This is a genomic window from bacterium (assembly GCA_021372615.1).
In the GTDB taxonomy this organism is placed as follows: Bacteria; Armatimonadota; Zipacnadia; order Zipacnadales; family UBA11051; genus JAJFUB01.
The window spans coordinates 19,060-42,637 of sequence record JAJFUB010000040.1 but is presented as its reverse complement, the minus strand read 5'-3'; the positions used below and the strand labels follow the sequence as shown (position 1 = coordinate 42,637).

12 protein-coding genes are annotated in these 23,578 nt (G+C 69.7%); 9 read left to right on the top strand and 3 right to left on the bottom strand.

Annotated features, from left to right (window positions below):
• The 5 genes from LLH23_06570 to LLH23_06550 all read left to right on the top strand — a co-directional run bounded on the left by LLH23_06570 (position 1) and on the right by LLH23_06550 (position 10,875).
• On the top strand, positions 1 to 4,830 hold the full coding sequence (locus tag LLH23_06570) for a VCBS repeat-containing protein (GenBank protein ID MCE5238139.1): 4,830 nt from the start codon (positions 1 to 3) through the stop codon (positions 4,828 to 4,830).
• 13 nt (positions 4,831 to 4,843) lie between these two features.
• Complete coding sequence (locus LLH23_06565) at positions 4,844 to 6,217, top strand: deoxyribodipyrimidine photo-lyase (GenBank protein MCE5238138.1); 1,374 nt, start codon at positions 4,844 to 4,846, stop codon at positions 6,215 to 6,217.
• A gap of 54 nt (positions 6,218 to 6,271) precedes the next feature.
• A complete protein-coding gene (locus tag LLH23_06560) occupies positions 6,272 to 7,054 on the top strand; it encodes a ComF family protein (protein ID MCE5238137.1) in 783 nt (260 codons plus the stop codon).
• A gap of 29 nt (positions 7,055 to 7,083) precedes the next feature.
• Entirely contained in the window at positions 7,084 to 8,175 is a 1,092-nt protein-coding gene (locus tag LLH23_06555; protein ID MCE5238136.1) for a hypothetical protein, read from the top strand.
• A gap of 114 nt (positions 8,176 to 8,289) precedes the next feature.
• Entirely contained in the window at positions 8,290 to 10,875 is a 2,586-nt protein-coding gene (locus LLH23_06550) for a non-lysosomal glucosylceramidase (GenBank protein MCE5238135.1), read from the top strand.
• A gap of 600 nt (positions 10,876 to 11,475) precedes the next feature.
• On the opposite strand, the gene LLH23_06545 is transcribed toward LLH23_06550, so the two are convergent.
• Together LLH23_06545 and LLH23_06540 are read right to left on the bottom strand one after the other, a co-directional pair.
• Positions 11,476 to 12,699: a DUF4349 domain-containing protein gene (locus LLH23_06545; GenBank protein MCE5238134.1), complete on the bottom strand. Its 1,224-nt coding sequence runs from the start codon at positions 12,697 to 12,699 to the stop codon at positions 11,476 to 11,478.
• Positions 12,680 to 13,270, bottom strand: coding sequence for an RNA polymerase sigma factor (locus LLH23_06540; protein MCE5238133.1), 591 nt, complete (start codon positions 13,268 to 13,270; stop codon positions 12,680 to 12,682). The genes LLH23_06545 and LLH23_06540 overlap by 20 nt, the downstream gene beginning before the upstream one ends.
• Positions 13,271 to 13,486: 216 nt before the next feature.
• On the opposite strand from LLH23_06540, the gene LLH23_06535 reads away from it, so the two are divergent.
• Together LLH23_06535 and LLH23_06530 are read left to right on the top strand one after the other, a co-directional pair.
• Positions 13,487 to 14,140, top strand: a complete 654-nt coding sequence (locus LLH23_06535; GenBank protein MCE5238132.1) for a DUF1559 domain-containing protein — start codon at positions 13,487 to 13,489, stop codon at positions 14,138 to 14,140.
• 184 nt (positions 14,141 to 14,324) lie between these two features.
• A complete protein-coding gene (locus tag LLH23_06530; protein ID MCE5238131.1) occupies positions 14,325 to 15,884 on the top strand; it encodes a DUF5010 domain-containing protein in 1,560 nt (519 codons plus the stop codon).
• 5 nt (positions 15,885 to 15,889) lie between these two features.
• Here LLH23_06530 and LLH23_06525 read toward each other — a convergent pair whose 3' ends face one another.
• Entirely contained in the window at positions 15,890 to 18,199 is a 2,310-nt protein-coding gene (locus tag LLH23_06525) for a hypothetical protein (protein MCE5238130.1), read from the bottom strand.
• 170 nt (positions 18,200 to 18,369) lie between these two features.
• On the opposite strand from LLH23_06525, the gene LLH23_06520 reads away from it, so the two are divergent.
• Together LLH23_06520 and LLH23_06515 are read left to right on the top strand one after the other, a co-directional pair.
• Positions 18,370 to 19,668, top strand: a complete 1,299-nt coding sequence (locus LLH23_06520) for a hypothetical protein (GenBank protein ID MCE5238129.1) — start codon at positions 18,370 to 18,372, stop codon at positions 19,666 to 19,668.
• Between the two features lie 108 nt (positions 19,669 to 19,776).
• Positions 19,777 to 23,244 carry a hypothetical protein gene (locus tag LLH23_06515; GenBank protein ID MCE5238128.1) on the top strand — a complete coding sequence of 1,156 codons (3,468 nt, stop codon included), beginning with the start codon at positions 19,777 to 19,779 and terminating at the stop codon, positions 23,242 to 23,244.
• Positions 23,245 to 23,578: the final 334 nt, after the last annotated feature.

Sequence of the window (23,578 nt, the reverse complement as noted above, 5' to 3'; positions counted from 1 at the left end):
ATGCGTACCCCCATCCTGTTGCTCCTGCTGCTCTGTGCCGCGCCACTGCTCGCCGCCGAGGATGTTCCCCTCAAGAACGCCTCCTTTGACGAGGGCCTCACGGACAAGGGCGTGCCCGTAGCCTGGGGGCTGTATGCCGGCGGGCAGCCGACCCAGAAGCTCTCGCTCGTACCGGGACGCACCGGCCAGGGCTTGCTGATCGCCGATGGCAGCACCACCCACGAGATCGGCGTCACGCAGTCCGTGCCCATCCAGGCGGGCGCCCCCTACAAGGTCAGCGTGCAGGTCTCGACCAGCGCCGGAGCGTCCACTGCCGGGGCGCAACTGCAACTGCGCTTCCAGCCCAGCGACAAGTTCGTCCAGGTGCCGCTGGTCGCGCCGGCCGAGGGCTTTGGTGAGGTGGCGGCGTACATGATCGCGCCGCCGGACGCGAAGACCGCGACGATCTACCTGTACTGCCACCGCGATCCGACGCCGCAGGTGATCGTGGATGACGTGAGACTGCAATCCGGAGTGGAGGCGCCCCCCGTGGCTGCGCAACCTGCCGCACCCCAGATCCCCGAACCCGTCGTGCCGCAGTATGACAAGCTCAAGGACCTGCACCTGACGACCTGGCTGGTGCGGGCGGGCAAGCCCGAAGCGACCATCGTCGCGCCGAAGCCGTACGCGGCCGAGGGCAAGAAGCTGCAGGCGGCCATCAAGGCCGCCACCGGCGTTGAGGTCTCGGTCTTCACCGACTTCGAGTTGATGCTCCGCTCAGACACCTCGGCCTTCCGCAACCTCGTGCTCTTGGGCAACCGCTCCACCAACTCGTTCATCAGCCATCTGTATGACGAGAGCTACACCTTCCTGGACCTCAAATACCCCGGCCCCGGCGGGTATGTGGTGCGGACACTGCACAGCCCGCACGGGGACGGGCAGAACTTCCTGTTCGTCGGCGGCAGCGATGTGGCCGGTGTGCAGGCGGGGACGGAGGTGCTGATCGGGAAGCTCGGGGCCGGCGGGACGCCGGCACTGGGGCCCGGAGGGGGGGCGAGCCGAGAGGGTGCCACGCCGGCACTGGGGCCCGGAGGGGCGGCGCTCGGAGCCGGGCAGGGGGCGAGCCAGGCGGGCGGGACGTCCGCCGTGCGGGTGGGGAAGGGGGAGTTGGCGCTGGGCTGGCTAGCCGAGATCAAGCTCGACCCGGCGTACAAGCCCGCCACCGATGTCAAGCAGATGGAGATCTGGGAAGCCTCCAGGATGTACGGTAGCTCCGGCTACTTCGGCTGGAACATGATCTCCAAGCACATGGCCAACTACTACATGACCGGGGACAAGCAGAGCCTGCAGGAGTTCCTACGGCTCAGCTTCCCCGACGCGCAGGCCATCAAGGAGATCGAGGAGTACGACGGCGAGCGGATCGAGAACAAGAATGACCCGCTGGCCGGGCCGTACCACTACGCGGCGCACATGATGGTGGTGCTGTGGGACCTCATCGAGGAGAGCCCGGACCTCACCGACGCCCAGCGGCTGAAGATCACCAACGCCCTCGCGCGGCAGTTGCCCCACCGCGTCGTCGAGGGCGTGTACGGGAAGACGGACCCCCAGCCGATCGTCGGCGACCGGCACGGCGACTGGGCCGCCTTCGCGCTCTATGCGCTGGGGCGCTACTTCCAAAAGGACCACCCCTCCCCCGTCTGGCAACGGTGCATGGCGGCGGGGGACCACTACTTCGAGGCCCTCAAGCGCACCTACTGGATGGCCTCGTACAATGACCACCTCTTCTGGTTCACCTCGTACTATGACCCGATGCTGGACTACCTGCTCTTCACCGGGAAGCGCGACCCGGACATGATGGCGAACCTGCGGCGGACCTTCGAGACGCAGGAGATCCTGTCCACGGGCCTGGAGAACGACTGGGGCCTGACGGCCTCGGCCCTCAACATGCTCAACAAGGCGGCGTACATCCTGGGCGACGGCCGCTGGCTGTGGTACCGGGAGCACATCACGCTCGACCAGGACATCTTCCGTCTGGGGCAGTCCTTCTGGCCCGGCCCCGAGTTCAAGGCCGCGCCGCCCACGGATGTCGTCAACACCTGGACGATCCACTGGATGCCCGAGGCCATGTGGAAGGCGCGGGGCGCCAGCTTCCCGCAGAACCAGTCGTTCCGCTGGGGCAGCTACCGCAGCGCGCTGGGTCCGGCGAGCGACTATGTGCTGCTGGACGGCTACAACGGCGCTGGGCGCAACCCCTATCACACGTACGATCTGCTGGAGCTGCGCCTGGCGGGGACGACGATGCTGAAGGGCTACCACAACCAGGTGCTGTCCAGCGCCGACGGGATGGTCGAGCCGCAGGTGGCGATGGACGGAGCACTGCTCCGGCGCGACGTCCTCGGCGGCACGGCCGTGTGCGTGGGCGAAGTGCCGAAGCTGCCCTTCGCCAACTGGCGGCGGACGCTGGCGCTGCGCACCGGACGCTATGCCCTGGTGTGCGACGACCTGACCTTCCGCACCGACAGCCAGAACATGAAGCTGGAGACGACCTGGGAAGTGCCGGGCGGCTCATGGGACGCCAGGGAGCAGGCCGTGCGCGTCAGGGAACTGCCGCGCGGCCTACCCCAGGGCTGGCTCGGCTTCCCCGCCCTGCAGGCCGACTGCACCTGCGGCCCCGGCACGCCGGCCGAGTTGCTGTCGAAGCTGTCCTCGATAGACATTGTGCTGCTCAAGGCTCCCGCACCGGGTGCGTGGGTGCAGATGCCCTTCACGCTGGCGCAGCCGGTGACGGGCGAGGTGTTCGTGGACCTGCTCAACTACGCGGACCGGGGCTTCGTGAAGCTGTCCCTCGATGGCAAGGTCGTGGCCGAGAAGGTGGACCACTACGCCCCGGCGGTGGCTTCGCAGCGGGTGCCGCTGGGCCGGCAGCAACTGGCGGCGGGCCCGCACACGCTGAAGCTGGAAGTGGTGGGTCAGCGTCCCGAGGCCAGCCGGTGCTATGCCGGGCTGATCGGGGTGCGTGTGCAGCCGGAGGGGGCGGCGGCTGCGACGCAGGCGGTCGCCTGCGAGCTACGCCCCGGTGATGTGTTGGAGGTCAAGCCGGGCGGCATCAACGAGATGGTCTGGCGCGGGCCGATCAAGAGCGGGCAGCACCGCATCTCCTTCACGCTCCTGGGCGCGAACACCACCGGCCGCGATGAAGCCCTCCAGTGCCTGCGGATTGCCGACAACGCGGCGGCTCTGGCCCTGCCCGAAGCGGGCGTGGCCTCCGTCGGCGACTTCCGGGGCAACCGGGGCGAGCTGGTCATCCTGACCGAGCAGCATCTGTACGGCCACGGGCTGACGCAGGCCGGGCTGGAGCTGCCGCTGCTGCGGGCCGACGAGCCCGTGGCGGCGGACTGGGACTTCGAGCACGGCGTGCTCCAGGTAGACGCGACCCAGCCCGTCAAGCTCGGACTGGCGCTGCAGAGCCCCGCGGTGGGCTATGACGGCAAGCAGTTGACGGGCCAGCCGGGCGCGGACGGTCTGACGATGTTCGAACTGCCTGCCGGGCGACACACGCTGAGCCAGGCCACGCCTGCCACGCCGGTATGGAAGCCGCTCACGGCGCAACTGCCGGGGTTGGTCGAGCAGGGCCGGAAGCTGCGGGCTGAAGCACTCGCGGCGCAAGCCGCGCCTTCGAAGCTGGCAGCGGCGGAGCTGAAGCCGACGATGGCAGCGGAGCTGGGCGGGAAGCCGGGCGAGGGGATCGTGATCCCCTCGGCAGCAGGCGACCAGATGGCCGTGCCGGTCGGCAAGTCGGTTGTGATCCTCGACGCGGCCGGCAAGGTCGTCCGCAAGCTCGACCTCGCCGGCGAGGTGCGCGCCCTGAACTGGTGGGCGGCGCCCAAGCTCCTGCTGGTCGGCTGCGCCGATGAGCAGGTCGTGGCGTTCGACGAGCAGGGGAACCGCCAGTGGGAGTTCACGTCGGTGATGGACCAAGCCGTCTACGAGGCGGGCAAGCAGTACTGGTTCAAGTCGGCCCACCCGGGCATCTACGGCCTGTACAGCGGCGCGTTCGATGGCGGAGAGCAACGGGCCTTCGTGGGCAGCGCCTGCACGCTGGAGATACTCGACGCGAAGGGACAACTGCTCAAGCGCCTGCCGGTGTTCTGGGGCCCGGGGCGCAAGTTCCTGCTGGTGGACGCGCCCGACGGCGGCAAGAACCTGCTCGTCGCGCGCTGGCACAACGATGGCGTGAACATGGCCGTCGTCAGCAGCAAGACGATGACCCGCACGGGCTCGGGCTACGATGGCGTCCCCGCCGGCCACACCCATGTCGGCGGGTGGGACTGCATGAACCGCGAGGACAACTTCCGCGTGGACCTCGACGGCGACGGCAAGCCCGAGATCGTCTCGGCGATCAACGGCACGTGGAACCGCATCACGATCTACAGCGAGAGTGGGACGCCGCTGTACAATGCGCAGTTCGGCCCCGGCGTGCCGACCGCGCGCGCCAACCTGCGCATGATGGATGTGGGCGACGTCAACGGTGACGGCAAGCCGGAGATCGTCGTGGCCATCGCGGCGGGTCTGGTGGTGGCACTGGACGGGAAAGCGCAGCGGCTCTGGAGCCGGCAGATGCCCGCGCCGCCGACGGTGGCGCGTGTCGTCGGAGGGGGCGGCAATCTGCCGGCCCGCCTCTGCATCGGCTGCGATGACGGCACGGTCGCGGCGCTGAACGGACAGGGCGAGATCACTGCTCTGGGGAAGCTCGGGGGCAAGCCGGTGGACCTGCGGGTGCTGCAGACGCCGCAGGGCCCGCTGGCGGTGGTGACGACGGAGACGGGGCAGGCGGTGGGCTTCCGGCAGTAGGAAGGGTGCGGGTATGGCCAACGCGCGCGTGACTGACCTCAACACGCGGCCGGTGCAGCCGGGCCGGTACGTGTTGTACTGGATGCAGGCGGCCCAGCGCGCCGAGTGCAACCCGGCGCTTGAGCACGCCATCGCCGAGGCCAACCGCCTCGACCAGCCCCTGCGCGTCGTCTTCGGCCTCACGCCACACTTCCCCGAGGCCAACGAGCGGCACTACCGGTTCATGCTGGAGGGCCTGCGGGAGACCGCAGCGGCGCTGGCGAAGCGCGACATCCCCCTGGCCATCGAGCGGCGGCAGCCCCCGGCGGCAGCCCTGGCGCTGGCCGGGGAGGCGTCGCTGCTCGTGTGCGACCGGGGCTACCTGCGCCTGCAGAAGCAGTGGCGCGAGCAGGTGGCGCGGAACGCCCCGTGCCGGGTGGTGCAAGTCGAGACGGAAGTCGTCGTGCCCGTGGATGAGGTGTCAGGCAAGGAGGAGGCCGGAGCGTACACGCTCCGGCCGAAGCTGACGAAGCTGCTGGGGGAGTACCTGCGGCCGGTGGCGCGGGAGCGGCTGAGGCGACGATGGGAGGGGGGAGAGGCGAACGGCGGGCCGGATAGTATCCGGCCCCTCCACGGCGACGACCTCGACACCGACGGCCTCGACGGTGTGGCGGCGCTGCCGCGCTATGGCAGCGGCTCGCGCTTCACCGGCGGGACGAGCCAGGCGCTCAAGCTGCTGCGCCGCTTCCTGCGCGAGGGGCTCGCCGCCTACCCCGAGCAGAGTCGCGAGCCGGGTCCCGACGCGACCTCGCACCTGAGCCCCTACCTGCACTTCGGGCAGATCTCGCCGCTGCAGGTGGCGCCCATGGCGCAGGAGGTGGGCGGTGACGGGGCCGCGCGCTTCCTCGAGCAGCTCCTCGTCCGGCGCGAGTTGGCGATGAACTTCGTCCACCACAACCCCCGCTATGACAGCTTCGACTGCCTCGTCGGCTGGCAGGCGCAGACGCTCGGCGAGCACGCACACGACCGGCGGCCGTACGTGTGCACGCTTGAGCAGCTCGAAGCCGCCGACACGCATGACGAGTACTGGAACGCCGCCATGCGGGAGATGCTGCTGACAGGCTTCATGCACGGGTACATGCGGATGTACTGGGGCAAGCAGATCATCGCGTGGAGCCCTGACCCGCGCGAGGCGTTCGGCCGGATTCTGTGCCTGAACAACAAGTACTTCTTGGATGGACGCGACCCGGTGTCCTTCGCGAATGTGGCCTGGTGCTTCGGCAAGCACGACCGGCCCTTCATGGAGCGGCCCATCTTCGGGAAGGTCCGCACCATGAACGCGGCGGGGCTGCGGCGGAAGTTCGACATGGCCGCCTACCTGCGGCGCGTCGAGGACCTGGGGGGCTGAGGCGAGGTGACGGCGGGAGGGGAGCCGTCCCGCCCCGGCGAAGTGGCGCGCGACATGAGTGCCTCGGCCGGTCGCTCGATCCTCCAGGCCCTCCTGGACCTGCTCTACCCACCGCGCTGCGAGGTCTGCGACACGCTTGGGCCGGAGGCCTTCTGCGCGCCGTGCCTGGCGCAGGTGCTGCCCCATGAGCCGCCTGAATGCCGGCTGTGTGGGGCGCTGCTGCCGCGCAGCCCGGTCACGCGCGACATCTGCGCCGAGTGCGCGCAGACGCGGCGGTACTACGACGGCGCGCGGTCAGTCGGGATCCATACGGCCACGCTGCGCACGGCGGTGCTGCAGTTCAAGTTCCACAATCGGCGGCGACTGCAGGGCCCCCTGGCGCGACTGCTCGCCGACCGCCTCGCGGTGGAGTCGGAGCCGCCACAGGGGCTGCCGCTGGGGCAGGTGGACTGCCTGGTGCCCGTGCCGCTGCACCCGCGACGACGCCAGTGGCGCGGCTTCGACCAGGCGCTGCTGCTGAGCACCGAGTTGTCACGCCTGACGGGCCTGCCCCTGGTCATCGGCCTCGCGCGCACGCGGCCCACGACGCCCCAGATCCGCCTGACGCCCCAGGAGCGCGAGGACAACGTGCGTGGGGCGTTCGCGGCGGTGGGTCACGCCGTGGACGGCAAGCGCATCCTGCTGATTGATGATGTCTACACCACCGGCGCGACGGTCAACCAGGCTGCCCGCGCGGCCAAGGACGGCGGGGCCACGGCGGCCTATGTGCTGACGGTCAGTCGCCCCGCGCCGCCGTGGCACCCGGCCGCGCTGGCGCTGGAGCCGGGGGAGGCGTGAGGGGTCTGTCCCCACCATGGAGGCTGCTGATGACCTTCCGCGAACGACTACTCGCCGTCTTCGCCGGGGAACGCCCCGACCACTTGCCGTGGTTCGGTGACCTGGGCTACTGGCGCCATGCCCACAGCCTGCAGGGCGACCTGCCCGAGCAGTACCAGGGCGAGGAAGGCTATGTGCGCCTCCATCGCGACCACCACTGCGGCATGTACCTGGGCTTCACGGGTGTCTACGGCTCGCACAGCGACGCCCAGATCGAGACCCGGCAGGAGCGCGACGGCGACCGGGTCATCACGACGTACACGAGCCCCTGCGGCAGCATGACCGGGGTACAGGCGGACATGCCCTTCGCCGGCACGACGGCCTGGCTGCAGTACCCCGTGTCCGCGCCCGAGCATCTGGCGATCATCCGCTACATGTACGAGGCCCAGGAGATCTTCCCGGCCTACGACTCGTGGTTGCGGGGTCTGGAGCTGACCGGCGATCAGGGCATCCACGTGGCGGCGATCCCGCGCGGGGGCATCTCCTCGCTCCTGGCCGAATGGTGCGGCGTGACGAACCTGTCGTACCTGCTCGCCGATGCGAGGGATGAGGTGGAGAGGACGGTGGAGGTGATGCTGGCACGCAACGCGCGGATCATTGACGTCATCTGCGGCTCGCCGGCGCCGCTGGTGGAGTTCTGCGACAACCTCACCGGCGAGGTCGTCACCCGCCTGTTCCGTGACTACCAGTTCGACTTCTACACCGAGCAGATCCGCAAGCTGCACGATCACGGCAAGAAGACGCTGTCCCATGTCGACGGGACGCTCAAGGGCATCCTGCCGCTGATGGCGGCGACGGGGCTGGACGCCGCGGAGTCGGTCACGCCGGAGCCATGCGGCGATGTGGCGGTCGCCGACTTGCGGGAGTTGGCCGGGCCCGACCTGATCCTGTTCGGCGGCATGCCGGGGGCCATGTTCGCCCCGCCCTTCACCGCCGACGACATCAAGCGGCAGGTCGAGAGCATCGTCGCGCACCACTGGGACTACGGCAAGTTCGTGCTCGGCGCCGCCGACCAGGTGCCGCCCAATGGCGACATGAACCTCGTGCGGCTGGTGGGGGAGTTGTGCGAGGAGCTGACGTAGGCGGCGGGTGTCGCGTCGTGTGCGCCGGGCCCCGCCGCCGGCCGTGGGGCCCGTCACACACGACGCGACACCCACGGCCTTGTCCCGTAACCCGATCCTGCAGGAGACCCACGAATGAAGAAGGGCACTGTCTACACCGGTCGCAACCTCAGCCAGATCTCCTTCCCCCTCGGCGGCATCGGCAGCGGCTGCGTGGGTCTGGGCGGCAATGGCCGGCTCCTGGACTGGGAGATCTTCGGCCGTCCCGCCAAGGGTAGCACCAACGGCCAGACGCACTTTGCGATCAAGGCCGAGCGCGAGGGGGAGGTGCTCGACGCACGGGTGCTGCATGGCGACGAGCCGCCGCCGTACGTGGGCGCCAGCCGCAGCATGTACTTCGGCTCGGGCTTCGGCGTGTCGCGCGACTCGCTGGCCGGCCTGCCCCACTTCCGCGAGGTGGAGTTCCGGGGCGAGTTCCCCGTCGCCGAGATCGCCTTCCGCGAGCCGCGCTTCCCGGGCAAAGTCCGCCTGCGGGCCTTCAATCCGTTCATCCCGCTCAATGATGCCGACTCCAGCCTCCCGGCGGCCTTCTTCCAGATCACCGTCACCAACACGGGCCACGACACCCTCGACTACACGGTCGCCTTCACGACGCGGAATCCCGCAGCCCGGGGCGCCGTCAACACCGCCAGCCGGGCAGGCGGCGTGCGGGCGATCGCGCTGCAGGAGACTGTCCTCGACGCCGCCGACCCCGCGAAGGGCGAGCTGACCATCGCCACCGATGCCGCGCAGGCCAGCCACCAGGAGTACTGGTTCCGCGGCTCGTGGTTCGACAACCTCGGCGTCTACTGGCAGGACTTCACCAAGCCGGGGGCGCTGCGCAACCGCCGCTACCAGCCGGAGGAGGGTCGCGGGCATGACCACGCGACGTTGGCCGCCCGCATCACCGTCGCCCCCGGCGAGACCGCGACGGTGCGCTTCGTGCTGGCCTGGCATTGCCCGAACATGACCAACTACTGGAACCCCGCGAAGTGCGACTGCGGGGAGTGCCAGCCGGCGGTCTGGCAGCACTACTACGCCACGCTGTTCGACGGCTCGGCGGCGACGGCGAAGTATGCGCTGAAGCACTGGGACCGGCTGCAGGAGGAGACGCTGCGGTTCAGGGACGCGCTGTTCGCCTCGACGCTGCCGCCGGAAGTCGTGGACGCCGTCTCGGCCAACATCTCGCTGCTCAAGAGCCCGACCGTGCTGCGCCTCACCGACGGGTCGTTCTATGGCTTTGAGGGCTGCGGGTGCGAGGCCGGGTGCTGTGAGGGCAGTTGTCAGCATGTCTGGAACTACGCCTACGCCCTGCCGTTCCTGTTCCCCAAGCTGGAGCGCTCCATGCGCGAGTTGGACTACCGCTACAACATGCGCGAGGACGGGGGCATGGCCTTCCGGCTGCAACTGCCGATCGGGCGGCAGCGCTCCGGCTTCCGCCCCTGCGCCGACGGGCAGCTCGGCGGGGTCATCAAGACCTACCGGGAGTGGAAGATCAGCGGCGACACCACCTGGCTGAAGTCCCTGTGGCCGCGCGTGAAGCAGTCGCTAGAGTTCGCCTGGGCGCCGACCAACACCGACCGCTGGGACCCGGACCGGACCGGCGTGCTCTGGGGGCGGCAGCACCACACGCTGGACATGGAGCTGTTCGGCCCGAACGCCTGGCTCACCGGCTTCTACCTGGCCGCCCTCAAGGCCGCCGCCGAGATGGCCGAGGCCTGCGGCGAGCCGGAGACGGCGGAACAGTACCTCGACCTGCTGGCGCGGGGTCAGGAGTGGGTCGAGGACAACCTGTTCAATGGCGAGTACTATCAGCAGCAGGTCAGCCTCGAGGACCGGAGCGTACTGGAGCCCTACAGGGCCGCCGACCCCGGCGTCTTCGGCGCCTACTGGGATGCCGAACACAAGGAGCTGAAGTACCAGATCGGCGCGGGCTGCGGCATTGACCAGGTGCTGGCCCAGTGGCACGCGAGCCTGTGCGGCCTGGGCGACATCTTCCGTCCGGGGCGGGTGCGCAAGGCCCTGCGTGCCATCCACCGCCACAACTTCAAGCCCAGCCTGCGCGAGCACTTCAACCCGTGCCGCATCTTCGGACTCAACGACGAGGCCGGGACGGTCATGGTCGAGTGGCCCGCGGGCCGGCGCAAGCCCGTGGTGCCGGTGCCCTACTCCGAAGAGACCATGCACGGCTTCGAGTACCAGGCGGCCTGCCACCTCATCATGGAGGGCGGCGTCAAGCAGGGCCTGGCGATGGTGCGCGGGGTGCGCGACCGCTACGACGGCGAGCGGCGCAACCCATGGAACGAGATCGAGTGCGGCCACAACTACGCGCGCTCGATGGCCAGCTATGCGCTGCTGAATGCCTTCAGCGGGTTCCAGTTCGACATGACCCGGGCGAGGCTGTCGTTCGCTCCCCTCGATCTTGACCGGGGCTTCCGCTGCTTCTGGTGCGTCGAGGGCGCCTGGGGCGTGTTCGAGGCGGACAAGCAGGGGGCCAAGCTCAAGGTGCTGTACGGCGAGCTGCGTCTGGAGCGCCTCGGGCTGCCGTTCCTGAAGGGCAAGACGGTGAAGGCGAAGCTGGGGAAGACCAGGGCGGCGTGTGAGGTGCGCGAGGGGGACGTGTGCTTCGCCGAAGCGGTCGTGATCGGGGCGGGGGAGAAGCTGACGGTGAAGTGCGGGTGAGACATGCCGCCCCTGCGGGGCTCCCATCGGAACAGGAGAGGGGGCCGCTGCCGTCAGCGCCGGAGGCGCGGCTCATGCTAGGCGGGCGCGGGAGCGCCCGTCCACAGGGCTCCCACCATCCCTCCCCCCGCCCAGAGCCCTGGAGGGGCGACCCACCCGACCCCGCACGCGCGGGCACCCCACGACTCCACCGAGGGGAAGGAGGGGCTCGGGGGTGACGGGGGCTTCCGCCCCCGCCTAGATTGAGTCGGCCCTCCGGGCCTCAACGGCACCCGGGCACTGGGCGATGGCAACGGCACCGGGCATGGGCGACGGCAACGACGTACCGGCATGGGCTAGTAGCGGCGGGCAAGGGCCGCTGCCGTCAGCGCCGGAGGCGCGGCTCATGCTAGGCGGGCGCGGGAGCGCCCGTCCACAGGGCTCCCACCATCCCTCCCCCCGCCCAGAGCCCCGGAGGGGCGACACACCCGAGGGTCCTCCTCTCCCCTCGCTGCATCAGGCCCCCGGCGGACGCACGGCAAGTCGCGGGGCCCCGTCCGCCTGCGCGTTACGCGCTACGGCGGGCACCCCGCGACTCTCGTCACTCCGCCGCGTCGCAGCCTAGCCTCGCCGCCTCCACATCATCCCCACCACGAAGAAGGGCAGGGCGGCCAGCGCGATCGCCATGGCGATGGGGAGCGCGTCGGCGGACTTCTCCTTCACGCTGTGCCAGAAGCTGCTGCCCTCGACGATCTGGATGTCCAGGTACGCGAAGTTGGTCTCGGCGGCGAGCGCCAGCAGCGCCTGCTTCTCCTCGTGGAGCGTCCGGCGCAGGGAGTCCAGCTCCCACTTGAGGGCCTGCTTGCGGCTGGCGTTGCGCTCCCGGGCGTAGTGGTCCATGAGGTCCTGCTCGGCGGCGCTCAGGCCGCGGATGTCCGCCCCGCGCGACTTGTACTCCTGGGTGCGGTCCTCGCTGCTCCCCGTCAGCTTCAGCAGCTTCCCCAGGCCGCGCAGTTGCTGCACCACGGCGTCGAAGGCGGCCGCCGGGACGCGGGCCGAGATCGTCGCCCGGTCCGGCTGGCCCTTCTGCACCATCAGATCCTCGCGCTCGATGTAGCCCCCCGCCTTCTCGATGGCGGCCACGATCTGCTGGTAGGTCTCCTCCACGTCCGGCGCCTCGATCTGCATCGCGCGGCGGCTGATCTTCTGGCGGCCCTCGGAGCGGTCGTACCAGGGCTGGGAGGGCGCCGGCACGACAGATCGAATCTCGGCACCCGCGGCGATGGGCGGCACGGCCGGTACGGTGGCGCTCGGTTGCAGGCGGTCGATGTCCTCTCGCCCGACCATGACCTTGTGTGCGGCGGTGGCGTTCGGGGCGCGGGCCGCGCGGGCCGGCGCCGGTGAGGTGGGCATGGCGGCGGGGCCTCCGGGCGCTCCCGCGGACGGCTTGCGCTCCGGCATACCGGGCACGTCGGCAGCCTCGTACATGACGCCACCCGCCATAGACGAGGTGTGCTGTGCCGCGGCCGACGGCCCGGCCGGTCCCTCCGCGCTGACGATCGGCTGCCGAGGCGACTTGGCCGGCGACAGCAGCAGCGGCATGGCCACCAGCGCGATCACCAGGCTGGCCGCGGCCGCCACGGCGAAGTGGTTCCAGGGGATCGGACGCTTGGGCCGGCTGGTAGCCGGCCCCTCCAACGACTCGGGCTCTTCCGACGACTCGGGCCCGGCCGCGTCCAGCGCCGCCAGGCAGCGGTCCTGCAGCCCCTCCGGGGCCTCTTCCTGCGGCAGGTGCGTCAAGGTCTCCTCCAACGGGGTCAGTTGTTCAGTTGGCCGCCGTGTCATGGTTCTGCTCCTTTCCGAGCTGCGGCGCCAGGGCCGCCCACAGCAGTTGTAGCCCCCGGTGCAGGCGCCAGCGCACCGTCTCGGCCGGGATCTGCTCCGCCGCCGCGATCTCCACCGCCGGCACGCCCGCGAAGTAGCGCAGCGCGACGACCTCGCGATACGTCTCCGGCAACCCGGCCACCGCCGCATACACCAGGTGGCTCTGCTCATGCAGCAACGCCAGTTGCTCCGGCGATGGCTGCGGGTCGGGGAGGGCCTCGTCGGCGATCTCCGGCGGGCTGACCCGCCCCTGGCGTCGCCGCCAGTTGCGGTTCACATTGAGCGCCACCCCGTACAGCCACGTCTCGGCGGTGCAGCGGCCCGCGAAGTTGTGCGCGGTCTCGAAGGCCGCCTTGTAGGTCTCCTGCGTCAGGTCGGAGGCGGTGTCACGGTCGCCGCACAGGCGCAGGTGGAGATTGAACAGGCGCTGGTGTTCGCGGGCCACCAGTTCGTTCCACGCGTCGCGATCGCGGGAACGGATCCTGTCGGGGCCGAGGCGAAGCCGAGATCGAGCCAGCAAGTGTATGGTCATGGTCGTCCTGCCCGGTGGTATGCGTGACGCGTCAGGGTCTTAGTGGCCAGGAGCGGGCGAAACGTTTGCCGCCGTGGGCAAGTCTGCTCACATGTCTTGCCAGGACACGGTCTTTCGTTGGGCGCGGAATGTTCTGGTGCCAAAGCAGGAGGAATATGGCACGACGGCAAATCATCATGGTAGGGGGTATCGTGCACCTGCAGAAGGAGGATCGAGATGCGCACACGTGGCTTCACACTGATTGAGCTACTGGTGGTCATCGCTATCATCGCCATCCTGGCGGCGATCCTGTTCCCGGTCTTCGCCAAGGCACGCGAGAAGGCGCGGCAGTCGTCCTGCCTGAGCAACATCAAGCAGTTGGGGCTGGCGGAGATGCAGTACTGCCAGGACTATGACGAGATGACCTCCCCGTACGGCGACCACGGCTGCACGGCCACTAGCTGCAAGCACTGGTATCAGGTCATCGCGCCGTACCTGAAGAGTACGCAAGTCCTGCAGTGCCCCAGTTGCAGCCCGCATGGCACCAACGCCGACTATGGCATCGTCTACAACCACAACGCCGGCTGCGGAGGCGGTGTCTCCCTCGGTAGCATCCCTTACCCGGCTCAGGCCGCCATCTTCATGGATGCGCAGACCTCCAGCACCGACCCGCGCGGCCATGAGATCATCTACTGCTGGCTCCACTACCCCAACGCCCATCCCAATGGCGCTGGTGACGGCAACGACGAGAACCGCTGCAGCTCACGCCACAACAACGGTGCGAACGTCACCTTCCTCGATGGGCACGGCAAGTGGCTTACACGCCAGACCATCTTCAACAGCGCCTACACGTCGGATAACTCGCGGCTGTACGGACATAACCCGTTCTGAGTGCCACACGCACGTGATTGCCTTCGCGGGCGCCGCCGACCTCCGGCGGCGCCCGTCGTCTTGAGGAGGGGCTCCAGGCAAGGAGGTCGCGGGCCGCGCGGTGAAGGTTGTAACAGTGGTCGCCCGATAGGAGTGTCGGGCGTACCGGGCGGCGGGCCTCACACAACTGCAGGAGGGCAGCGCCATGCTTCGCCCCATGCTCGTGGCTCTGTGCTGTCTCGCACTCACACCGGGGCTGTGCGCCGAGGAGTCATGGTTCGCCGAGCCGGCCGCACCGGGACCATCCATCGGCCTCAAGGCGGCCGACCTGACTGCGGTGCGGAGCTTCGAGGCCGAGCAGCCCCTCATCGGTACCTACTTGTTCTACTGGTATGATGTCGTCTCCGGCGCGCATGTGAAGTACGCCGACGGCGGCGACGCCTGCCAGGACCACCCGCCAAGCTGGGATGACTACAGCTACAACTCGACCGCGTGGTGGCGGCGGCAACTGGCGGACATCACCGCCGCCGGGGTGGACTTCGCCGCGCCGGTGTACTGGGGCTGCCCCAGCGGCTACGAGGCCTGGTCCTTCCAGGGCTTGCCGCACCTGGTCGAGGCCTGCGACCAGATGGACCAGGCGGGCGAGGCCCACCCGCAGGTCGCGCTGTTCTACGACACCTCCACGCTGGCGCACAACCGCGCCGGGCGGCAGGTAGACTTGAGCACCCCCGACGGCAAGGCATGGTTCTACTGCACCGTGCGCGACTTCTTCAGCTACATCCCGCCACGCCACTGGGCGGCGCGCGAGGGCCGGCCACTCATCCTGCTGTACTCCCCCGGCTTCGCCGCCAAGCAAGACCCGGCGCTCTTCCCGTACGTCCGCGAGCGCTTCCAGAAGGACTTCGGCGTCAACCCCTACCTCATCAAGCAGACCGGCTGGCAGGGCGAGGCGGACAGCACCTGCAACTGGGGCGCGGCCGTGAGCGGGCTGAGCCTCGCGGGCTGCGCGGCGGTGGGGCCGGGTTACGACCACACGGCCGTGCGCGGGCGCAAGCCGCTGATCGTGCCGCGCCAGGACGGGCAGTTCTACGCCGGCAACTGGGAGCGGCTGCTGCACTACAAGCCGGTGCGGCGCCCGAAGCTGGTGATGGTCGAGACGTGGAACGAGTTCCACGAGGGGACCGATGTGGCGGAGTCCAGGGAGTACGGGCGGCAGTACATCGAGCTGACCCGCAAGTACGCGGACCTGTTCCACGCCGGCGCGCAAGTGGAGCTGACCATCGGGCCGTACGCGCGGGCGACGGAGCTGAAGGCCGACCTGGGCAAGGGCCGGGCGGACGGGGGCGTCAAGGTGTCGAACGCCGGGGACGGGTTGACCGTGGAGGCGGAAGTCGGCGGCAAGCGGTGCCTGCAGAGCGCCCCGAACGACACGCACGGCCGGTACGTCTACTTCGCGCTGGATGACGGCTTCGTCTTCGACCTGGACCCGGGGGAGATCACCATCGAGGTCGAGGTCTACGACGGGGGCGCGGAGGGGTTCATCTTGCAGTACGACTCGCTGGACCCGCAGGCGAGCATACACGAGGGGGCCTTCAAGGACGGCCGACGCGTGACGCTCGGCGGCACGAACACATGGCGGCGCGAGACGTTCACACTACAGGACGCCCGGTTCTCCAACCGCACCAACGGCAGCGACTTCCGGCTGGCGGTCATCGGGACCGGGGAGCTGGCAGTGGCGGGGGTCACCATCACCAAGGGGCAGTAGCCCCCTCACCTGACCGTGAACGAGTATAGCCGTGTGTTGAGGAGCTGGAACTGCAGCCGCACCTTCTGGCCGGCCAGCTTGCTCAGGTCGGGCTTGCCTTCCCACGTGGCCTGCCATTCCACGCTGTCGGACTTCAGCGGAGTACACTTGTCGGCCTCGAAGCCCGGGATCGGGGTGAAGTCCGGTGTCATCAGGCCGACCTTCAGCCATGAACTACCCGCCGGGAAGTTGTCGGCGTCGGCGTTGATGAAGAGCGCCAAGGGGTCTGTCCCTGGACGGCCCGCAGGGCCGGGAGGGGGCTGACCCCGGGTGGGAGCGGCAGCGGGGTCAGCCCCCTGCGTCGCGGCCTGCGGCCGCCCCTCCGGGGACAGACCCCGCAGTTGCAGTGGCACCGTGATCAGCGTCGCCACCTCGCCGCTGGCGTCCATCGCGGCGAAGCCGTCCACCCGCAGCTTCGCCAGGCCGGTGCTCGCCCAGTAGGACTGGTGGGGCTTGGCGACGTCGTCCTCGCCGGGCCAGATTGGCGGCGCGGGGCCGGCGTGCGGGTGGCCGCGGCCCGCGTAGTAGAACCATAGCTCCTTCCCCACCCGGATCGGCGCGGTCGCCGCCGGGAAGGCCCAGAAGTGGTCGAAGCTGCCCTCCGGCCCGTTGGGCAAGAGGACCTCCCCATCGCACACCCGCTGCCAGAACTTCGCATCGCGGCTGCAGATCAGTTGCGTGTCCAGCCGCCGGTACGGCACGTGGAACATCTCCAGGGACCCCACGTACATGTCGCCATAGGCGAAGCCCCCCGCCCCGTAGTGCTGCACGCCCTTGGGCTTGTCTATGGCAGAATAGTCGAAGAGCAGTTGGGGCTCAGTCCAGTGCTCGAAGTCGTCGCTCTCGGACTGGAAGATGTAGCGGCCCGGGTAGACCATGTTGTAGCGGGTGAAGATGACGCACTTGTGACGCAGGGGGTCGTACCACGCCGATGTGCGGTCGCCCGCGCCCTTGATGAGGATGTGCGGGGTGCGGGTCCACTTGATCCCATCGGGCGAGGTGTAGCCGTAGCAGCCCGTCCCCTCCTCGAGGCTCTGGTAGACCACGCACTTGTAGCGGCGCTGCGGGTCCTTGTCGTCCGGGTCATATAGGACGCTGGCGTTGTCCATGGGCATGTGCAGGACGGCGTTGTTGTCCTTGCCGCCGCGGATCTCGAACTGCCCCAGCTTCGGCTTCTCCCAGTGCACTCCGTCCTTGCTCGTGGCGTAGCACAGACTCGTGCCATCCTTGCCCAACCGCCAGCGGATGTAGGTCTGGTACCACAGGCGCCAGTCGTTGTCGCCCAGGCGCAGGGCGCCGCCGCTGAAGGGAAAGGCCGCGGTCTCCTCCCACAGGCCCTCGGCCCGGATGACCGGCTGCTCGACCTTGGTGACCTGCCCCAGGCGGCGGATCAGGCTGGTCTGGGTCTCGATCAGGTAGTCATCCACGAACAGGTTAGGCACGCCGGGCTTCAGTTCGACCACGGCTGGCCGGGGTGGGGGAGAGGGCAGCGGCGGGAGGGGCCGGGGCGCCTCGGGCTTGCTGTCGGCGAGAGGCTTGAAGGACGTCTCCTGCTTCACAGCGTTGGACACCTCCAGTTCGGTGCGCATGACGTCCGAGATCCGCAGCTCATCGAGCGCCTCGACGGTGTTGCTGCCGACCTCGAAGACCGGGGCGGCTTCCAGCGGCGGGTGCTTGCCCTCCGCGACGCGGACTCCGTCCAGCAGCAGCCGGGCCGTCTGCGCGTCCCAGAGCAGGGCGACGTGATGCCATTCGTCCGGCTTCCAGTTGCCGATGTCGGTCTTGAGGCCAAGTTGGCCGTCCAGCAGGTCGGCGACGAGGTTGGTCGGCTTGCTGGCGGTGCGGGCGGAGTTGAAGTCACCCACGCAGATGACGAGGCGCGACTTGGCGAGGTCGCCCTGGTAGGTCTGCCACAGCCCTTTGGTGGCCCGCCACGCTCCGGGCACGAGGGCCGGCAGACGCATCCAGAACTCGACGGTGCCCTGCTTCGGGTTGTAGTTGCCCTTCCCGGCGAAGAGCAGGCCGCGGTAGCTGGGCGCGAACAGGAAGGCCTGGCCAATCTTGCCCGCGACCAGAGTGGGCGCGCCGCCGCCGGCGACGGGCGAGGGGTTGCCCCTGGCGAAGTCGGCGTCCATACCGCCATGGCCGGTGTTGCCCTCGAAGTGGTGTAGGAGGAGCGTGTGGTCGTCGGGGGTGTAGGCGACGGTAGGCGGGCCGGCGGCGCAGACTACAGCGGCGATCAGCACGGCGATGACCGACGAGAGTAGGGCTGGCACGGGCGGCGCCTCCTGTGGCAGGGAGTCCGCGACGGCAGCCCCTTCGCCGGGCGAATGGCGATTCCTGTGCGCACCCGGAATGTCGGGGGGCGATGGCGACACCGGGGAGGACATTGGCGACCGGGGCAGAATATCAACCACTAACCGACATGTACCAGGAGGGGGCGTCTATGCCAGACCATCCCGCCACCGGTGTGCGGCTCCCCGGCCGGGGAGGCTGTCCGCACTGCGGCTATGCCATGACCCCGGAGCTGGACAGGGTCTGCCCGCGGTGCAAGAAGGCGCCCGGTGACGCTCCGGCGCCCGCCGCACCCCCCTCCCGCTCCGCTCCCCTGCCTCCGACCCCCTTTCCGCCGATTGCGCCCGGCCCGCCACAGCCCATGTCTCCCACCGCCGCGGCGCCGGTGGCCGCCGAGCGACCGGCGGGGACCCGCGCCTCGAGGGCGGGACAGATCCCCCCGGGGCGCGTGATCGGGGGCATCATCTGCGGTCTCCTCGTCGTCGCGATGTCCGGCGTGTGGTTTCGCGACCTGACCAGCCCGCACGCGCGAGCTGCGAGCCTGTACCGCAGCGGCATGAGCCAGGTCAAGGGCAAGGACTTCGCCGGCGCGCGCGCGTCATTCACGAAGGCACTCAAACTGGAAGAGTGCATGTCCGAGGCATCGCTGTGTGGCGGGATGTCGTGCATTGAGTTCTGGAGCGAGGAGGAGGCGAAGGCTGCCTTCGAGCGCCTCCTGGAGCAGGCGAAGCAGGGCGACACGAAGGCGCTGGACAACTGCGACGCATGGCTGCGCGACTGCATCAAGCGTTGTGACAAGGACCCGAAGCGGCGACCGGTGGACCGCTCGCTGCGCTCGACCAAGCGGATCAAGTCCACGGCCCAGGCCCTCCTGGGGGCGACGGCGTTGCTGCGCGCGGCCGCAGCGGGGGAGGCCAACCAGGTGCAGGACGGCCTCGCCTGGCTGGCTGAGTGCGGGAAGTTCGTGCAGGCGGCCGAGACCACGGACCCGGACAACCCGTGGATCAGGCCCATCCGCCAGGAATACGACACCGCCCAGGCGATCGTCAAGTCAGCCCCGACGCAGTCCGCGGCCTCGTCCCCCTCCCGATCCCTCTCGCCCTCGGGGCCCTACACGACGCCGCCGCTGAACTTCCCGAACGCAGAGCAGTTCATGCCCACCGGTCAGATCCAGGTGCCGACCTACACGCCGCCGCAACTGCCCCCCAACCCGCTGGCGCCGACCCATCCGCTGGCGCCCAGCACCCCCGGGTACCAGCCGCCTGGCCAGCCACAGACGTCGGCGAACACCCCCTCGCAGGTCCCGACCCCCGGCGTCACGCCGTCGCAGCGGCCGGCGAACCCGGCAGCGCCGGGACAGCAGGCGTCGCCCTACGGAATGCCGGGCCAGGCGCAGCCGACGTCTCCCTCCCGGACACCGTACTCGCCGCAGCCTGCGTACCAGCGTTAGGGCGGCAGCGCCAGTTTGCCGACCGCTGTCGCGCGGCGGAGGTCTTCTCCCATCCCCCGGCGTATTACCCCCGGTCGTTACTCCAGTCCGTCCCCACAGGTGAACCCGATGGCCGACAAAGGCGCCATGATTGAGCTGCATGTGGACCCCGGCCGCATCACGCGGCTGGCCCCGCTGTATGAGAAGACCCCGCTGGACGAGGTCCTGGTGGCCGCCCCGCGGGAGGGCGAGTTCGCCGCCATCGCTGAGGAGCTGGAGCAGCAGCTCGAGGAGCTGACCGGGGCCACGGTGCTGACCCTCGACCAGGCCCAGTGCTGGAACCCCGAGGGCCTGGGCACGACGGTCGTCGCCATCGGCCACGCGGCCAACAACATGCTGCTGCGGTCGCTGCAGTACCTGGGGTTCCTGGGGGACGGGGACTACCCGGCAAATGAGGTCGCGGTCGGTGACCGCTCCCACGCGTCCTACAGGGTGCGGTCGGTCCACAACCCGTATGGAGACGGGGCGAATGTGCTGTGCGCGCTGGGGTACACGCCGGAGGCGTGCCGGGCGAGCGTGGCCGAGCTGATGGGCCGGCTGGAAGCCGGCGCTCCCACGGCGCCGCTGCACCTGCGCGGGCCGGCGGTGCAGACGGAGGACCCGGCCGAGTGGCTGCCGCGTCTGCAGAGCCTCGATGAGTCGGCGACGGGAATGCCGCTGCTGCTGCACCCCCTCAGCGTAGCGGCGAAAAGTGGCGAGGAGCGCTGGGCGCGGGCGTTCGTTGAGGCCCTGATCCCGTACGCCACCGGGCGCGTGCCGCTGACCTTCGCCAAGATGTGCCATGTGGACTTCTGGACCGACCGGATGGCGCTGGACTGGGACGCCGTCGAAGAGTTGCCCTTCTTCACCGATGAGGAGCGGCTGATGGCCGTCAACTTCCTCGTCGCCTGCGCCCAGTACTGCCAGGACTCGATCACCTACCAGAAGTGGCGCATCACTGACGAAGACCACCAGATCTTCAACCACCACACCTTCCCGGCCACCGGCCTGTTCTTCTCGTGCCTGTATCTGCAGCGGCATGACTACCGCCTGCCCGAGATGGACGGATGGCTGCGCAAGAGCCTCCAGGTGTTCGCCCGGGCGGCCACGGCGGGGCGGTCGTTCGACGAGGGTGGGTCCGGTTACAACTGGCTCGTGGGCAACCACCTGCTGCGGGTGTCGCTGGCCGCGGGGGACGCTTCGTACGCGGCCTCGGAGAAGCTCTGCCACTATGCCGATCTGGCCGCGGTCATCATGAACAACGCCCGCGAGCTGGTGCCCTACGGGGACTGCGGGAGCTACCACATCACCGGCACGGGCGCCGGGAACATCCTGCTGCGGGCAGCCGAGTGGCACCACGATGCCGGCTACAAGTGGCTGGCGGAGCAGCACGCGCCACAGGCCGCGGCGAGCGACGTGTTCACCCGGGAGCTGGGTGATCCTACCGCACGGTCAGCAGGGCTGACCGTGGCACCCGACAGCCCGACACTGCGCAAGCGTGTTGGCCTCTTTGTGCTGCCCATGGACCCGGTGATCCACCGCTGGGGGCACCTGCCGCGCTTCCCGGGCTACCCGCCCCCGCCGCTGGCGCCCACCGTGCCGCCTGAGCAGGGCTTTGACAAGCTGTCCCTGCGGGGCGGCTGGGAGGCGACCGATGACTACCTGCTGCTGCAGGGGATGGGCATGGGCCAGCACGCACACCCGGACGCCAACTCGATCCTGCAGTACCAGGCGCGGGGGAGGCTCTTCCTGGCCGAGAGTGACTACATCCTGCGCATGCCCCAGCAGCACAACATGATGATGGTCATTCGCGACGGGCAGCATGCCGACATCCCCGTGACCGCACGGCTGGACAAGGCGTTCGAGTTCAGCGGCGGGGCGTTCACCCAGACGACGCTGCCGGACTACAACGGCTGCGACTGGCAGCGGACGATCCTGTGGCTGCGCAACGACTGCGCGCTGGTGATGGACACGCTCACGGCGCGCCAGTGCGGCGACTACGAGCTGCGGTGCACGTGGCGCACGCTGGCGGAGACGAAGCTGACCGACCGGGGCCTGCACACCGTGCATGACGGCGAGCACTTCCACGTGATCGAGGCGACCGACTCGGCCCGGCGGCTGGATGCCGAGCCGCCGTCGGTCAACAGCCTCAACTACCCGGAGTACCACTTCGGCGCCGGCATCCCGCAGGTGCTGCGCGAGACGCAGCATGTGCGCCTGGCCGCCGGCGAGCAGGCGTGCTTCGTGAACCTGCTGCTGCCCAACGGCAAGGTTGAGGCGCCGCGGCGACAGGTGCGGCTGCACGAGGGGCGGGTGCTACTGACCGGGGAGGGGCGGTCGGTCGTCATCGGCACCGATGGCTTCGAGGTGGAGGACGCCGGGAGCCATGTGTTTGCGGAGGGGGAGCGGCTGACGGCGCTGGTGTCGCGTGGGGCCGCGTGTCCTCACGCGGCCAGTGGCGGGCGTGAGGACACGCCCACCCACGCGGCCGGTCGCGGGCGTGTGGACACGCCCGCCCACGCGACGGTGTGGGAAGTGGCTCTCCCCTCGCCGGCGACGTGCCTGGCCTCGGGAGCGCCGGCTTCCGGTCGGCCGTCGTTGCTCGTCGGCTGCGACGACGGTCTCATCGCACAAGTCTCCACGGAGGGCGAACTGATCGAGTTGGCACGAGCCGAGGGGAAGATCGGGGCCGTCCTGGCCGCGCGGCTGTGGGGTGAGGCCGAGACGACCGTCGTCGCGACGGGGCACGACTGCCTGCTGCGGCTGCTGCACGCCGATGGCAGCGAGCGGCTGCGCCTGACGCTGCCGCGCAACTCGCACCTGCCCGCCCACGGGCGCGCCCTGGCCGTGGCCGACCTCGATGGCGACGGGAGACTGTGGCCCATCGTCGGCACGGACGCCTGGCGCGTCCACGCGATCACCCCCGAGGGTAGCCTGCGCTGGACGTTCGACACGGCGGCGCACTCGGTGACGACCGTCGTGGCGGGGGACCTGAACCACGACGGCCGCGACGAGATCGCGGTCGCTACCGTCTACTTCTGCGTCCCGGCCGTAACGCCCGACGGCCTGCGGCTGTGGGAAGACGAGGACTATAACGACTTCTGGAGCGCCGGCCCGCTCTTCCCGTTCGTGTGCGTGGCCGAAGTGGATGGCGACGGCGACCTGGAGGTCATCACCGTCGGCAGCGACACGCTGATCCATTGCATTGACCGACTGGGCGTGAAGAAGTGGACCTACAGCATCGGCGATGACCCGCGCGGGCTGGTGGTGACGCCCCGGGGGATCGCGGCGGCCTCGGCGACGGGCGACGTGCACCTGGTGGACGGTCACGGGCGACAGGTGTGGCGTCATGTAGACGCCAGCCCCTGCACGGCGTTGTGTGCCAGCGGAGACGCCCTGTGTGTCGCCCACGAGGACGGCCGGCTCCAGTGGCTGAGCCTGGCGGGCGAGGTCGTGGCGGAGGATACGCTGGGTGCAGCGGCCACGCGCCTGTTGGCAGTGGGGGAGATGGTGGTGGCGGCGACGACCGACGGACGGCTAGTGTGCGCGAAGGCCTGAGCCGCGCCTCCGGCGCTAGGAGGGACGGGTGCAGGGGGATGAGGAGGGGCGCGGACGGTGACGGGGGCTTCCGCCCCCGCCTAGGCTGAGTCGCGCCTCCGGCGCTCGGGTTGGGCGTGCGCGCGAGGGGGATGAGGAGGGGCGCGGACGGTGACGGGGGCTTCCGCCCCCGCCTAGGTTGAGTCGCGCCTCCGGCGCTCGGGTTGGGCGTGCGCACAAGGGGGATGAGGAGGGGCGCGGACGGTGACGGGGGCTTCCGCCCCCGCCTAGCATGAACCGCGCCTCCGGCGCTCGGGTTGGGCGTGCGCCCAAGGGGGATGAGGAGGGGCGCGGG

Excerpts from the sequence above, each read along its gene's own strand:
- LLH23_06570 (MCE5238139.1), top strand. The coding sequence starts at position 1 with ATGCGTACCCCCATCCTGTTGCTCCTGCTGCTCTGTGCCGCGCCACTG.
- LLH23_06565 (MCE5238138.1), top strand. The coding sequence starts at position 4,844 with ATGGCCAACGCGCGCGTGACTGACCTCAACACGCGGCCGGTGCAGCCG.
- LLH23_06560 (MCE5238137.1), top strand. The coding sequence starts at position 6,272 with ATGAGTGCCTCGGCCGGTCGCTCGATCCTCCAGGCCCTCCTGGACCTG.
- LLH23_06555 (MCE5238136.1), top strand. The coding sequence starts at position 7,084 with ATGACCTTCCGCGAACGACTACTCGCCGTCTTCGCCGGGGAACGCCCC.
- LLH23_06550 (MCE5238135.1), top strand. The coding sequence starts at position 8,290 with ATGAAGAAGGGCACTGTCTACACCGGTCGCAACCTCAGCCAGATCTCC.
- LLH23_06545 (MCE5238134.1), bottom strand. The coding sequence starts at position 12,699 with ATGACACGGCGGCCAACTGAACAACTGACCCCGTTGGAGGAGACCTTG.
- LLH23_06540 (MCE5238133.1), bottom strand. The coding sequence starts at position 13,270 with ATGACCATACACTTGCTGGCTCGATCTCGGCTTCGCCTCGGCCCCGAC.
- LLH23_06535 (MCE5238132.1), top strand. The coding sequence starts at position 13,487 with ATGCGCACACGTGGCTTCACACTGATTGAGCTACTGGTGGTCATCGCT.
- LLH23_06530 (MCE5238131.1), top strand. The coding sequence starts at position 14,325 with ATGCTTCGCCCCATGCTCGTGGCTCTGTGCTGTCTCGCACTCACACCG.
- LLH23_06520 (MCE5238129.1), top strand. The coding sequence starts at position 18,370 with ATGCCAGACCATCCCGCCACCGGTGTGCGGCTCCCCGGCCGGGGAGGC.
- LLH23_06515 (MCE5238128.1), top strand. The coding sequence starts at position 19,777 with ATGGCCGACAAAGGCGCCATGATTGAGCTGCATGTGGACCCCGGCCGC.